This is a genomic window from Actinocorallia lasiicapitis, from assembly GCF_054778695.1.
This window is the reverse complement of the sequence record NZ_BAAGZI010000139.1, coordinates 1-13554: the sequence shown is the minus strand read 5'-3', so window position 1 is coordinate 13554 and position 13554 is coordinate 1. Positions and strand designations below refer to the sequence as shown.

Genomic DNA, 13554 nt, shown 5'->3' with positions numbered 1-13554 from the left:
ACGCGTCGGGCCGCTCCGCGACCCGGGCCCACAAAACGCGCCCTCACCTGGGCAAATGCCTTAACTCACTGGCATTGGCCTGAGCTGGGTTTTCATGTTCTTCAGTCTACCCGGTGCAACCCGAAATCGAATCTGGGCCGGCTCCTGCGAAATCATGAAGGAACTCATCGGCCGCGACCTCGGCCTCTGGTCTGCGCCGCCGTGCCGGGAAAGTCCGGTCCGTCCCGGCTGCGCCCCCACGGGTGACGTGTAGGTGTTTCTTGGCGGATGCCGACGGCGTCGCCGAGTGGCCTAGACGCCTCGGATGGTGAGGACGGCTTGGACGGTGGCGTGGACGCGGGTGGCTACGGCGGCGGGGTCGGTGGCGTCGAATTTGCCGTCGAGGTGGAGGAAGGCCAGCCCGTGGACGAGGGCCCATATGGCGTCGGCGAGGGGTTCGGGGTCTGCGTCGGGGAAGACACGGGCGACGAGGTCGTGGACGTAGGCGGTGATGGCGGCGACCGCTGCGACGCGCGCGTCGTCGGTGGGGTCGCAGGGCTCGGCGAACATCACGCGGAACATCGCGGGACGGTCCAGGGCGAACCGGATGTAGGCGAGGGCGATCTCGGCGAGATCGTCGGGAGTGGCCGGTGCGGGAGTGGCCGCCGTGAGCCTGTCGGAGAGCTCGCGGTAACCTTCGGCGGCCACGGCGGACACGAGGGCGTCGCGGTTGGGGTAGTGGCGGTAGGGGGCCATCGGGGAGACGCCCGCCCTGCGGGCGACGGCGCGTAGGGACAGGCCGGTGGATCCGTCCTCTTCGAGGAGTTCCAGCGCCGCGCTCAGGCAGGCGGCGCGCAGATCGCCGTGGTGGTAGGGGGGCTGGTCTGTGCCATGGTCACTTTCGGTGTCTGTCCGGCCCCCGAGCCGGGCAAGTAAACAGCGCCTACATCATCGGCGGGAGGGATGGGGGGATCCGTCAGTCGTTGACCAGGAGGATCTTGCCGAAGTGGCCGCCCTGCGCCATGAGCCGGTGCGCCTCGGCGGCCTGCGACATCGGCAGGACCCGGTCGATGACGGGGCGGACGGCACCGGCCTCGATCATGGGCCAGACCGACTTCTGGACCGCGGCGACGATCGCCGCCTTCTGGGCCGCCGACCGGGACCGCAGAGTGGTGCCGAAGACCGACTTGCGCTTGAAGACCAGCTCGACGAGGTTGAGCTTGCCCTCGAAGCCGCCCTGCATCGCGATGATGACCAGCCGGCCGTCGAGGGCGAGAGAGCGGACGTTGCGCTCCAGGTAGTCGCCGCCGATGACGTCGAGGATCACGTCGTAGGGGCCGTGGTCGGCGAAGTCCTCGGTCTTGTAGTCGATGGTCAGGTCGGCGCCGAGTTCCTGGACGCGCTTGGTGTTGTCGGCGCCGCTGACGGTGGTGACGACCCGGGCGCCGAGCGCCTTGGCGATCTGGATCGCCATCGTGCCGATGCCTCCGGCGCCGCCGTGCATGAGGAAGGTTTCGCCCTTCTCCAGGTGCGCGGTCATCACGATGTTCGACCACACCGTCGCGGTCGCTTCGGGCAGCGCGGCCGCGTCGACCAGATCGACACCTTTGGGCACGGTGAGTAGCTGACCGGCGGGAACGGCGACCTTCTGCGCGTAGCCTCCCCCGGACAGTAGCGCCGCGACCTCGTCACCGGCCCGCCAGCCCGTGACGCCCTCGCCCACCGCGCCGATCCGGCCCGACACCTCGAGGCCCGGATAAGGCGAGGCCCCCTCGGGCGCCGGGTAGAAACCCATCCGCTGCGCGACGTCCGCCCCGTTCAACGCGGTCGCCGCCACCTCGACGATCACCTCGCCCGCGGCGGGCGAAGGGTCGGCGACCTCGGTCCACTCGAGCACCTCGGGACCGCCCGGCTCCTTGATCGTGATCGCTTTCATCGAACTCCTCCTCCTGAATGTTTACGCCATCTACATTGCTCAAAGTGTGCGCCGTCAACATCGGGGGTGTCTTACTGAGAGTGATGCCCATTGTGAGATGTGTCACCCTTCGGCGTCCGGCGAAAGGGCGACTTTGTACAGTGCCGACGGCTCAGCCGAGGCGGGTGGCGAGCTGCTTGGACGAGCCGGGGCTCTGGCCGGTGTACAGGTTCCGGTCGGCTTCGGTGTGGGATAGGAGGGGGAGCCTGCCCTTGGCGTAGTCGGCGCCGTTCTTGCGTAGACGGTCCTCCAGGTACCAGGGGGCTTTGCGGCCGAAGCCGTTGAGTTTCTCCTCGGTGTTGGACAGGGCAGTGAGGCGAGCGCGCGCAAGCACAGCAGGGTCGGATGCTCTTTCCTGGCGCCAAGATCTTGGGTCTTGGTGGAGTGTCAAAAGTGGATAAAGTGCGCGGCATGGGAAAAATCGGGCTGCGGGTTGTTGGTGTTGGTTTGCTGGTCGGCGGGCTGGTGGGTCCGGTGACGGCCGGGCCTGTGGTGGCGGCGGAGCCGAAGTGGAAGGTGGCCTATAGTGCTGCCGGGTCCGCGAATGAAGGCTTCTCCGCGGTCGCCGCCACCGGGCCCAAGAACCTCTGGGCGGGGGGTACGGAGTACTCGGGTGCCTTGGTCGTCCGGTGGGATGGGAAGGCCTGGGCTGACGCCGGGGTGCGGGCGGTCGTGCCCGAGCGGTCGGCGTCGGTGCGGGCCATCGTCACCGCGGCGGCGGGCGACACGTGGGTGTTCGGGTCGGTGCGGGCGGAGACGACGAACGCGAACACGGTGTTCGGGGCGCACTGGAACGGTGTCAGGTGGAGCCGGAAGAACTTCCCCGTCGCCTGGGTGTACGACGCGGCGTCGCTGGGGCGCGGGCAGGTGCTGCTGCGCGGGGTCACCGGCGACTGCGGCGGCTGGACGTGCGCCCGGCGGTCCTACCGGTACGACGGGAAGGCCTGGAAGAGGGTCTCGGTGCCGGACAAGATCGGATCGCGGCTGCGGGTCAGGTCCGCGGCCGACATCTGGGCGATCGCCGACCGGGGCGACGCGCGTAAGAACCCGCCGAACCGGCCGACCCTCGCCCATTTCAACGGGCGGAGCTGGAGCTACCTCCCGGAACTCAAGGTGAAGGGGCCGCGGCGCTTCCTCAAGACGTTCACCGATCTCGAAGTCGTCGGGAAGGACGACATCTGGGCGTCGGCCCATTGGTATGAGAACTCCGGCGAGTCGCAGGGGCCCTCAGCCCTGGTGCGCTGGAACGGCAAGAGCTGGAAGCGCTACCCGCTGATCCCCAAGTTCCAGATCGTGCGGATGCAGCGCGACGGCTCCGGCGGCCTCTGGCTGCTGGGCACCACCTCGATCCTGCGTTTCAGCAAGGGAAAGCTCACCAAGGTCAAGCTGCCCAAGCCCGCGGGCAAGACCCCGGCTCCCGCCACGATCCTGCGCGTCCCCGGCACCCGTGACCTGCTGGTCGGCGGAGCCGCGGCCCGGAGATTCGCCCTCTGGCGCTACGGCTCCTGACCGGCTCCCGCAGGAACCCTGGTCAGCGGGTGTAGGTGTAGTCGTCGAGGTCGTAGGTGCGGGCTCGGCGCCAGGTTTGGAGGCCTGACTGGGGGCGGATGAAGGGGGAGTCGCCGTGGCGGTCGAAGTAGTAGCTGTTGGAGGCGGCGCAGGAGGGCTGGGCGAGGATCGTGCCGGTCATGCGGCGGCGCATGTCGGCGGTGAAGGCGTCATGGGGGTGCTGGCGGACCGTGACCTCGATGGCGTCGCGGCGGTGGGCTTCGGTGAGGCAGCGGACGATATGGGTGGCGCTGTTCTCGATGATGGAGAACCAGGACGCGCCTGAGACGGTGTAGGGGCCGTTCATCAGCCAGTAGTTGGGGGTGTGGGGGGAGGCCAGGCCCTCGTAGTTGGCGTAGCCGTGGGCGTCCCAGTGCTCGCCCAGGTCGACGCCGTCGAGGCCGAGGACGGGGAACGGCGGCATCGCGCCGACGTCGAGGACTTTGAAGCCGGTGGCCAGGATGAGGGCGTCGATGTCGCGGTGGCGGCCGTCACCGGTGGTGACGCCGGTGGGGGTGATCTCCTGGATCGGGGCGGTGACCAGGTCGACGTTGGCCCTGGTGAACGATCGCAGGTAGGTGTTGGAGAACGACGGCCGTTTGCAGCCGAACCCGTAGGCGGGGGTGAGCTTGCGGCGGGTGTCGCGGTCGGGGACCTGGCGGCGCAGATGCGCCTTGCAGATCTGCTCGGTGATCCGGACGATGAACGGGACCTTGTCGTAGTGGACGATCCCGAGGACCATCACCGCCTCGGACGCGACCGTGGTGGCGAGCCGGATCAGGCGCTGGAGCGGCGGCGCGAGCCGCAGGAGCGCGCGGACCGGCGCGGGGATCGGGACGTCGACCTTCGGCAGGACCCAGATCGGGGTGCGCTGGTAGACGTCCAGACGGGCGGCCCGTTCGGCGAGTCGCGGGATGACCTGGAGGCCGGACGCGCCGGTGCCGATGACCGCGATCCTCTTGCCGGCCAGATCGAGGTCGTGGTTCCAGCGGGCGGTGTGGACGACGTCGCCCTTGAACGTCTCAATGCCGGGAATGTCAGGGTTCTTGATCTGGTCGAGGGGTCCGACGGCCGACACCAGGAACCGCGCGGTCAGCTCGCCGCCGTCGGTGCGGATCCGCCACAGCCGGTGGGTCTCGTCCCAGGCGGCCGATTCCACTCGGACGCCGAGCCGCAGATGGGGGCGGAGCTCGTATTTGTCGGCGCAGTGCTCGGCGTAGGCGCGGACCTCGGTCCCGGGCGCGAACGCCCGGGACCAGGACGGGTTGGGTTCGAAGGAGTAGCAGTAGGTGGCCGACGGGATGTCGACCGCGACTCCGGGATAGGTGTTGTGCCGCCACACCCCGCCGACGGAGGGGGCGGCGTCCAGGATGACGAAGTCGCGGCGTCCGGCGCGACGCAACCGGATCGCGACGCCCATGCCGGAGAACCCGGCGCCGACGATCACGATCTCATGGTCGGGGGTCTGGAGGTTCATGCGCGCTTCCTGGACTGTTCGATGAGGGTCCGTGGCCACGATGGCGTCGGAATCGGACGTCAGAAACGGAACGGTATGTCAGTTATGCCCTCGGGGCAATAGACTGGAGCCCATGACCTCCAGTGGGGCTCCGCCCAGCCGCGCCGAGCGCAAGAAGCAGGAGCTGCGGCGGGAGATCATTGACGCGGCGTTCGCGTGCTTCGCCGAACGCGGCTATCACGCCACCGGCGTCGCCGACATCGCCAAGCTCCTGGACATCGGTCACGGCACCTTCTACCGCTATTTCCAGAACAAGCGCGACATCGTGGACCACGTCATGGACGACCTCGTTCAGCGCATCATCACCGCGCTCACCGCGGAGAACGCCCCTGACGCCGTGTCGACCCTGGCCGACTACCGCGAACAGACGGCACGCATCGGCGACGCGCTCGCCCGGATCTTCGCCGAGGATCCCCGCGTCCCCCGCTTCGTCCTGATCGAGGCCGCCGGAATCGACAAGGCCATGTCCGAACGCGTCCTCGACCTGTTCGACCTGGCCGCCGACCTCACCGCCGCCTACCTGACCCACGGGGTCGAGCACGGCTACCTGCACGCCGACCTCGACGTCCCCAACACCGCCCGCGCCATCAACGGAATGATCATCGCGGGCACGATCACGGGCATCCGCGACCCCGACGCCGACCAGCAGCGCCGCCTCAGCGAAGCCGTCCGCCGCGTCATGTACGACGGCATCGCCGCCCGATAGCCGGCGAGGTTCGTGGCACGCCGGTCATCGGGCGAGGTGCTCCCGGAGGAGCGGCACGACGATCCGGGCGACGGCCGCCGGATCGTCGAGGTGGGCGTAGTGGCCGCTTGCACGGCAGGATCACGATCCGCGCTGACCCTCAGCTGCCTTCGCCGGTCTTGCTAGGCGGGGGTGAGGAGGCAGAACTCGTTGCCCTCGGGGTCGGTGAGGACCGTCCAGGGGACGTCGTGCTGGCCGATGTCGAGGTCGGTGGCGCCGACGGTGCGGAGGTGGGCGGCTTCGGCCTGGTGGTCGTCGCCGGGGTAGGGGCGCAGGTCCAGGTGGATGCGGGGGCGGGTCGTGGGGTTCCAGGTGGTGGTGGTGCCGGGGGTGCGGAGGAACTCCAGGTAGGGGCCGACGCCCTTCGCGGAGCGGAAGGAGGCGTGGTCGTCGGTCAGTTCGTGGAGGGTCCAGTCCGTGGCGTCGGACCAGAAACGGGCCAGGGCGCGGGGGTCGGCGCAGTCGACGACGATCGCCGCGATCGGGCCGGTGTCCCGGTAGAGGGGGCGGGGTTCCAGGACGCAGAACTCGTTGCCCTCCGGGTCGGCGAGGACCGTCCAGGGGACGTCGCGCTGGCCGACGTCGACGGGGGTCGCACCCAGGTCCCGGAGGCGGGCGATCAGGTCCGCCTGGTGGGCGGGGGAGGTGGTGGCGAGGTCCAGGTGGACGCGGTTCTTCGCCGTCTTCGGCTGCGGGTCGGCGACGACGTCGATACAGACGGCGGACGCGTCCGGGTAGGCGAAGCCGACGGGTTCGAGGTTGGTCACACCGGGACCTTCGCTGTCGACGCCCCAGACGAGCGCCTCCGCCCAGAACCGGCCGAGCGCCACGTCGTCCCGAGCCTTCAAATGAATCTGCACCAACCGCATCGCCATGCCGCAAATCCTACGCCAACGCGATCATGAAACGGGATCAGGCCGGGACGTCCGGCCGTGACGGGCTGTAGCGGTTGGCGAGTGCGGTGGCCCGGTCGTGGAGGGAGGTGCGCAGCCAGGGTGGGGCCAGGGCCTCCGCGCCTGCGGCGAGCTGCCAGAGCGCCCATTCGGCGTGTCTGCGGTCCTGGAAGGTCACCTGCATCAGCAGGCGGCCGTCCGGCTCGCGCTCCTCGGTGAGGACGGCCAGTGCGGTGCCTACCAGCTCCTCCCGTCGCGTCGGGTCCAGGCGGACCAGGACGGTGACCTGGTCGCCGCCCGCACGGAACCGGGTGCTGCGTTCCCGCCAGGCCCGCCCCAGGTCGACCCGGTCGGGCCGCTGTGCGGGCTCGGGGAGCTCCTGCGCGGCCAGGATCCGGGACAGCCGGTAGGTGCGGTCCGCGCCGGAACGGGTCGCCAGCAGATAACCCTGATCACGGACGGTGACCAGGCCGATCGGGTCGACGGTCCGCCACTCCGGGCCCTGGCCGAAGGCCGCGTAGCGCAGGCGCAGCCGGCGTCCGGCGAACACCGCGCGCCGGACCTCGGCCAGCACCGCGCCGGGCGCCTCCTCGACGGTCTGCCGCCGCGACAGCAGATCGGTCTCGGGGTCGATCAGCAGCCGCTCCGCCACGTCGGCGGCGGTGTCCCGCTGGCTCTCGGGCAGCGCGTCGACCACCTTGAGCATGGCCGAGGCCAGCGCGGAGCCGAGGCCGAACGCCTGCGCGCCCCGCCGGGATCCGGCGATCAGCAGCGCCAGGGCCTCGTCGTGGTTCAGCCCGGTGAGCTCGGTCCGGAACCCGGGCAGCAGCGCGAACCCGCCGAGACGGCCGCGTTCGGCGTAGACCGGGACGCCCGCCGCAGACAGCGCGTCGATGTCGCGCAGCACGGTACGGGTCGACACTTCCAGCTCCCGGGCCAGCGTCGCCGCGGACAGCCGGCCGTGCCGTCGCAGCAGCAGCACCAGCGAGACCAACCGGTCGGCGCGCATCCCAAAACTCTACGCCGATATACGACAAAGGGTGTCGTATATCGGCTGGGAGGGTCGTCCACACGACGTCGAAACCGGTGGCCGCCGAGCCATCGGACGTCCCACGCGCACTGTGGCGAAAGGAGCCGATATGGCAAGGGAACGAACCGCGGTCAACCCGGTGAAGTGGTCGGCGGAGCTGGGGTTCCACCAGGGCGAGGTCGTCTCCGGGCACACCAGGACCCTGTACTGCTCGGGCCAGACCGCGATGAACGCCGACGGCGAACCCCAGCACGACGGCGACATGGCGGCGCAGCTCGCGCTGAGCCTCGACAACCTGGAGGCCGTGCTCGGCGCGGCCGGGATGTCCCTCGCGGACCTCGTCCGGCTCAACGTCTACACCACCGACGTGGACCGGCTCTTCCAGGATTACGGCGTGCTGGCGTCGCGGCTGGGCGCCGCCGGGGCGGCGCCGCCCACCACGATGCTCGGGGTGGCACGGCTGGCGATCCCCACCCTGATGGTCGAGCTCGAGGGCACCGCCGTCGCCTGACGGACCGCCCAAGGGGGCCGGTAGTCACCGCCCCTGCTTGACATGGCTACCGAAATGCGAAGTAGGAGCCTGCCCAGAGCTTGTTCGCCCGCCAGTAGCGCGGACGGCGAGTTCGGGATGCGCGTGGAGCACGAAAACACAGTGCCTGCTTGTCTGATATCGCTGTAGTCGCCCATAGTCCAATGACAGAATCTTGGTGTGCAGCTCCGCTACTCCTTCCGCCTCTACCCCGACGCGGGTCAGCGTCAGGGGTTGGCGCGGGCGTTCGGGTGCGCGCGGATGGTGTACAACGACGCGCTGCGGGTACGGGAGACTGCGCGGGCGCAGGGGCTGCCGTACCCGAAGTCCAAGGACCTGTCCAAGCAGCTGATCACGGAAGCGAAGAGGGCTCCTGAACGATCCTGGCTGGCGGAAGTGTCGTCGGTTGTACTTCAGCAGGCGTTGCGGGATCTGGATGCCGCCTACCGGAATTTCTTCGACGGGCTCGCCGGGAAGCGTCCCCGGATGGGCGCACCCCGATACCGGTCGCGGAAGGACACCCGGCAGGCGGTGCGGTTCACCGCGAACGCCAAGTGGCGGATCACCGACGGCGGAAAGCTGTGCCTGCCGAAGATCGGGGATGTTCCGGTCCGCTGGTCGCGGAACCTGCCATCGACCCCTTCCTCAGTCACGGTGATCAAGGACTCGGCAGGCCGATACTTCGCCTCGTTCGTGATCGACGCATCCCCCGAACCCCTGCCGGAGACCGACACGGTCGTCGGGATCGATCTGGGGTTGACGCACTTCGTGATACTCTCGGACGGCACGAAGATCAACTCGCCGCGTTTCCTGCGCCGCGCGGAGAAGAAACTCAAGAGAGCCCAGCGCGACCTGTCTCGCAAGGCCAAGAGCAGCAAGAACCGCGACAAAGCGCGGGTGAAGGTCGCCCGCGCCCATGCCAAGGTCACCGACGCGCGCCGCGACTTCCACCATCAGCTCTCCACGAGGCTGATCCGCGACAACCAAGCGATCGCCGTGGAAAACCTGGCAGCGAAGGCACTCGCCCGTACCCGTATGGCGAAATCCGTGCACGACGCGGGCTGGTCGGCGTTCGTCGGGATGCTGGAGTACAAGGCCGAACTGTATGGCCGGACCCTCATCAAGATCGGCCGGTTCGAGCCCACCTCACAAGTCTGCTCAGTTTGCGGGGTCAAGGACGGACCCAAACCCCTGACCGTCCGGGAATGGGAGTGCCCGCACTGCGGCACCACTCTCGACCGGGACATCAACGCGGCTGTGAATGTCGCGAAGGCCGCCGGATTGGCGGTGCCAGCCTGTGGAGCGCAGGTCAGACTGGAAGCGATTCCAGCACAGCGCGACGAAGCAGGAACCCACTCCAAGCTCGCACCGGCAGCGGTGTAGCAGGGGAGAATCCTCGCCTTTCAGAGCGAGGAGGAGATCAATTGGTCAGGCTGCCCAGGGCTGGGCCAGGGGTTCCGGGTCTGGGTTGGACAGATCTACTTCATGCGGGGGAAGGCATGGGGAGCGTCGCCGGGGGGTGGAACGCCAGGTCGGTTACGTTGCCAGCGACCTGATCTTCCTCGTCTGGTGGAGTGAACGTGCCGGTGACCGACCATCCGTCCGAGCGGGACGTCGAGCGGGCGATGCGGCTGCTGCCCCGGCTCGGCGAGGAGATGTTCGCGGCGGGCGCCGAGACCCGGGCGATCAAGACGTCGCTGGTGGCGGTCGCCGAGCGGATGGGGCTGCGGGGGCTGGTCGTCGACCAGGGCGGCCGGTCGATCAATCTGATGTACCGGTGCTGCCACCGGCCGCCGTACACGGTGCTCCAGGTCAATCCGGTGGTGCAGGACCGCGACCTCGGCCGGATGTGCCAGGTCTACCGGCTCATCGACGACCTGGTCCACGGGAGGGTGAAGCCCGAGGAGTCGCAGCGGGAGCTCCGGCTGCGGATGCAGGCGGCGGCCCGGACGCCGTGGTGGGCGCGGATCTGCGGCGGCGGCGCGCTGGCGGCGGCGATCACCCTCCAGTCGGGCGCGGGCCTGATCGGCGTGCTTCTCGGCGTCGTGCTGCGGGTGCTGGTCGACCGCACCGGCTGGGCGCTGGACAAGAACCGGTTCCCCGCGTTCTACACCGCGACCGTGCAGGCCCTGCTGGTCAACGCGTTCGGGCTGGCCGCCTTCCAGGCCGGGGTCGGCCCGCTGGACGTCGCCGCACTCGTCTCGGGCAACCTGCTGATGCTGCTGCCCGTCCTGCCGGTCGTCTCCCTCACCGAGGACGCGATCTTCGGCTATCCGATGACGGCCGCCTACCGCGCGATCATCGTGGTCAGGACGCTCTGCGCGATCGTCGCCGGAGTCGCCATCGTCAACGCGGTCGACATCGGCGAGCACGCGTTCCGGCAGGAGGCGGGCCATCTGAGCGTCGTGCCGCTCGCCGTCCCGCTGGCGCTGCTGGCGGCGGCGGTCGGCGGCGCGGGCAATGTGGTGCAGGCGGGCGGGTGGCTGATGCTGATCCCGCTGGGCCTCGGCGGCGCGCTGCTCGCGTCGGGGATCCGGCTGGTGGGGCTGCTGGTCTTCCATATGCCGGCCCCGCTCGCGATCATGCTGGCGGCGACCGCGCTGGGCGCGGCCGGCGCCTGGGCGGGACGACGGCTGCGGCTACCGGGGACGGCGATCATCCTGCCCGCCGTCAGCGGCGCGCTCCTTCCGTCGAAGTACGCCGCGAGCGCGCTCGTCCTGTACGCCGCCCACAAGCCGGGAGCGCTGGACGCCTTCCAGGAGGCGCTGGTGGTCACCGGGGCGATCGGGGTGGGCGTCGTCCTCGGGATCAGCATCGCCTCCCACTCCGACCAGTCATGATCCCGCCAGTCGTGATCCCGCCAGTCGTGATCCCGCCAGTCGTGATCCCGCCAGTCGTGATCCCGCCAGTCGTGATCTCGCCGGCCGGTCAGGTCGAGGCGGTGCCGCGGGCGTTGTAGACGACGGCGTCGTCGCGGTCGCCGTAGGCGCGGAACACCTCGACGGCCTCGTCGCGCAGCGGGCTGAGGACGACCTCGATGCCGCGGGACGCGAACTGCTCGGCCCAGTCGGCGACCATCGGGCCCTCGTCGAACCCGGTCAGCTTCTCCAGCTCGGGCCCGTCCCCGGCGATGAGGAGCCGCCGGACGCCCGACCACATCGTCGCGCCGTAGCACATGACGCACGGCCGCCAGTTGACGACCAGTTCCAGATCGGGCAGTCCAGGCCCGCCCAGATCCCAGGCGCCGAGCCGGGTCTGGGCGAGGGACAGCGCCGTGACCTCGGCGTGGGTCGACGACAGGTTCGAGGCCAGCACGACGTTGACGCCCGCCGAGACGATCCGTCCCGTGGCCGACTCGACGACGAGCGCCGCGAACGGACCGCCGGTGTTCTCGCGGTGGTTGCGGTCGGCGAGCCGGTTGGTCAGGCGGATCCGGTCGTCGTCGGACGGCAGGAACTCGGGGACGTCGGCGAGCTCGGCGGCCACCCAGTCGGGGAGGCGCGCGCCGAAGGAGGTGGCGAGGGCGGTGGTGTCCATGGGGTCTCCCGGGGATCAGGCGGTGAAGAAGTGGCTGAGGCCGAGGTCGCGCAGGCCGCGCCGGTAGGCGACGGAGCTGCGGTCGGCGGGGATGTTGACCTCGATCTTGGGGTCGAGGGGCAGGTTCTCGGGCTTCTGCACCTCGACGATGGCGCGGTTTTCTTCGAAGATTTGCCGGTTGAAGTCATAGGTGGCCTGGACGGGCAGGTCGAGGTCGAAGTTCTTGGCGATGGGGCAGAACATCCTGGTCCGCCGGGCCGAGACGGGTGAGGCGGCGTTCATGATGTTGAGCAGGCCGCCGTCCGGGAAGTGGACGGTGAGCTGCGCCGTGAACGGCAGATGGACGTCGAAGTGGCGCAGCCACCGGAAGCCGGGCGGCGCCTGCCTGCCCGCGGCGTGCGGATAGTTGGCGACGGTCGACCAGTAGTCGACGGCGAAGCCCCGCGCGTGCCGGACGGGCGTGTAGGCGGGCACCTCGGTGTCGTCGGGGTCGGCGAAGGAGCCGGCGTGGACGAAGCCGAAGTGGGCGACGTCCAGGAACCCTTCGACCTGGCGTCCGGCGAACGCGGCGACGTCGATGCTCGGGCAGGTGATCTGCTGGAAGCCGGGGTCGTCCCAGTGGGCCATCGCCGGGACGTCCGGTTCGTCCCCGGGGCGCAGGCACGTCCAGACCAGGCCGTACCGTTCGACGGCCGGGTAGGTCGCCAGATGCAGCCGGGCGGGGATCTTGGCGGTGGGGTGGGCGGGCACGGCGACGCATCTGCCCGCCCGGCCGAACTTCAGTCCGTGGTAGGCGCAGGAAACGCCGGAGCCGTCGCCGCGGCCCAGGCTGAGCGGGACGCCGCGGTGCGGGCAGACGTCCCCGGCGACGACCACTTCGCCGTCGGCCCGGTAGACGACGAGCGGCTCGTCGAGCAGCCGGACGGCGACGGGCGCGTCGCCGATCTCCCGGGCGAGCGCGACGGGATACCAGTGCCGGGCGAGGATCTGCCAGTCGTCGGGGTCGAACGTGCAGTCGCGGGGCGGGCCGAGCCGGGTTTCGGTCATCACGAATCCTCAACGGAACAGCGGACGGGGGAGGAGGCTCCGGGAGGACGGCCGGAGCCGTCAGCCCCGCACGTCCCCGTCGGCCGCTCTTCGCCCATGGGCGATCCGACCGCGCGTCCACGCGGAACGATGGACGAGGAACCGCACGTCAGTGATGATCCGCATCCGATTCCTCCTTCCCTTCCGCGTGGCGACGACCGACACGACAGTGCCCCGGCGACGTTGCCGATCGGTTGCCCGCCTGTTCCACGGCCGTTAAGCAAGCCCCCTTTCCGGACCGCCCGTCAGCCCCACGCGCGCGGCGAACCATCCACGGCGCGGAGCGGGCCGGTCGGCGGATCGGCCAAACAGGTGGGGCAAAAACCGCTTACTGGGGCATAGCGCTATGATCATCTGCGGTAAGCGGGGACTGACTTCCGGTCCCGTTCAGTCGAGGAATGGTCGTGGATTCGCCGTTGGACGTCGAGATCGAGGCGGCGTTCCGGGACGCGGCGTCCGGCTGCTTCTTCCTGGCCGGGACGCCCGCGAGCCGGCCCGAACTCTGGGACCGGTTCCTGCGCGGCGCGCTGGAGACCTACCGGCACTTCGGCGTGGAGTCCGCGCTGGAGTACCCGGCGATCCGGGACGGCGGGACGACCACCGGTTTCCTCGTCGGCCTCGACCCGGACGGCGCGGCCGTCGCCGGGCTGCGGATCCTCGGCCCCTACGCCGGGCTCGCGGACGTGCACGCGCTGCGCGCGTGGGCGGGCCGGCCC

The 13554-nt window shown here is 69.9% G+C and carries 14 protein-coding genes; 6 read left to right on the top strand and 8 right to left on the bottom strand.

From position 1 onward, the window contains the following. Positions 1 to 291: 291 nt before the first annotated feature. The 3 genes from ACYVE7_RS17160 to ACYVE7_RS17150 form a co-directional block, all read right to left on the bottom strand. Positions 292 to 810 (bottom strand): TetR/AcrR family transcriptional regulator, encoded by a 519-nt coding sequence (locus ACYVE7_RS17160; protein ID WP_460365718.1) that lies wholly within the window; start codon positions 808 to 810, stop codon positions 292 to 294. A 145-nt stretch (positions 811 to 955) separates the two neighbouring features. Then, a complete protein-coding gene (locus ACYVE7_RS17155) occupies positions 956 to 1915 on the bottom strand; it encodes an NAD(P)H-quinone oxidoreductase (RefSeq protein ID WP_460365717.1) in 960 nt (319 codons plus the stop codon). A gap of 151 nt (positions 1916 to 2066) precedes the next feature. Further along, positions 2067 to 2288: a hypothetical protein gene (locus ACYVE7_RS17150; RefSeq protein WP_460365716.1), complete on the bottom strand. Its 222-nt coding sequence runs from the start codon at positions 2286 to 2288 to the stop codon at positions 2067 to 2069. Between the two features lie 77 nt (positions 2289 to 2365). Between ACYVE7_RS17150 and ACYVE7_RS17145 the strand changes: the two genes are divergently transcribed. Next, the gene (locus ACYVE7_RS17145; RefSeq protein ID WP_460365715.1) at positions 2366 to 3463 is read left to right on the top strand and encodes a hypothetical protein; all 1098 of its coding nucleotides are present in this window, start codon (positions 2366 to 2368) and stop codon (positions 3461 to 3463) included. Between the two features lie 22 nt (positions 3464 to 3485). Here ACYVE7_RS17145 and ACYVE7_RS17140 read toward each other — a convergent pair whose 3' ends face one another. Continuing rightward, positions 3486 to 4979 (bottom strand): flavin-containing monooxygenase, encoded by a 1494-nt coding sequence (locus tag ACYVE7_RS17140; RefSeq protein ID WP_460365714.1) that lies wholly within the window; start codon positions 4977 to 4979, stop codon positions 3486 to 3488. A gap of 112 nt (positions 4980 to 5091) precedes the next feature. Here ACYVE7_RS17140 and ACYVE7_RS17135 point away from each other — a divergent pair, with 112 nt between their 5' ends. Further along, entirely contained in the window at positions 5092 to 5724 is a 633-nt protein-coding gene (locus ACYVE7_RS17135) for a TetR/AcrR family transcriptional regulator (RefSeq protein WP_460365713.1), read from the top strand. Between the two features lie 161 nt (positions 5725 to 5885). Here the strand turns inward: ACYVE7_RS17135 and ACYVE7_RS17130 are convergent, their stop codons facing one another. Together ACYVE7_RS17130 and ACYVE7_RS17125 are read right to left on the bottom strand one after the other, a co-directional pair. After that, positions 5886 to 6638, bottom strand: a complete 753-nt coding sequence (locus tag ACYVE7_RS17130; RefSeq protein ID WP_460365711.1) for a VOC family protein — start codon at positions 6636 to 6638, stop codon at positions 5886 to 5888. Between the two features lie 37 nt (positions 6639 to 6675). Then, the gene (locus tag ACYVE7_RS17125; protein ID WP_460365710.1) at positions 6676 to 7665 is read right to left on the bottom strand and encodes a helix-turn-helix transcriptional regulator; all 990 of its coding nucleotides are present in this window, start codon (positions 7663 to 7665) and stop codon (positions 6676 to 6678) included. Positions 7666 to 7795: 130 nt separating this feature from the next. Here ACYVE7_RS17125 and ACYVE7_RS17120 point away from each other — a divergent pair, with 130 nt between their 5' ends. The 3 genes from ACYVE7_RS17120 (at position 7796) to ACYVE7_RS17110 (ending at position 11055) form a co-directional block, all read left to right on the top strand. Further along, the gene (locus ACYVE7_RS17120) at positions 7796 to 8197 is read left to right on the top strand and encodes a RidA family protein (RefSeq protein WP_460365709.1); all 402 of its coding nucleotides are present in this window, start codon (positions 7796 to 7798) and stop codon (positions 8195 to 8197) included. Between the two features lie 198 nt (positions 8198 to 8395). After that, on the top strand, positions 8396 to 9598 hold the full coding sequence (locus tag ACYVE7_RS17115) for an RNA-guided endonuclease InsQ/TnpB family protein (protein ID WP_460365708.1): 1203 nt from the start codon (positions 8396 to 8398) through the stop codon (positions 9596 to 9598). 197 nt (positions 9599 to 9795) lie between these two features. Next, on the top strand, positions 9796 to 11055 hold the full coding sequence (locus ACYVE7_RS17110) for a threonine/serine exporter family protein (RefSeq protein ID WP_460365707.1): 1260 nt from the start codon (positions 9796 to 9798) through the stop codon (positions 11053 to 11055). 88 nt (positions 11056 to 11143) lie between these two features. Here the strand turns inward: ACYVE7_RS17110 and ACYVE7_RS17105 are convergent, their stop codons facing one another. Then, on the bottom strand, positions 11144 to 11752 hold the full coding sequence (locus ACYVE7_RS17105) for a nucleoside deaminase (RefSeq protein ID WP_460365706.1): 609 nt from the start codon (positions 11750 to 11752) through the stop codon (positions 11144 to 11146). Between the two features lie 15 nt (positions 11753 to 11767). Next, positions 11768 to 12799 carry a Rieske 2Fe-2S domain-containing protein gene (locus ACYVE7_RS17100; RefSeq protein WP_460365705.1) on the bottom strand — a complete coding sequence of 344 codons (1032 nt, stop codon included), beginning with the start codon at positions 12797 to 12799 and terminating at the stop codon, positions 11768 to 11770. Between the two features lie 443 nt (positions 12800 to 13242). On the opposite strand from ACYVE7_RS17100, the gene ACYVE7_RS17095 reads away from it, so the two are divergent. Then, the coding region (locus tag ACYVE7_RS17095) for a hypothetical protein (protein WP_460365704.1) at positions 13243 to 13554 on the top strand (312 nt) is incomplete at its 3' end.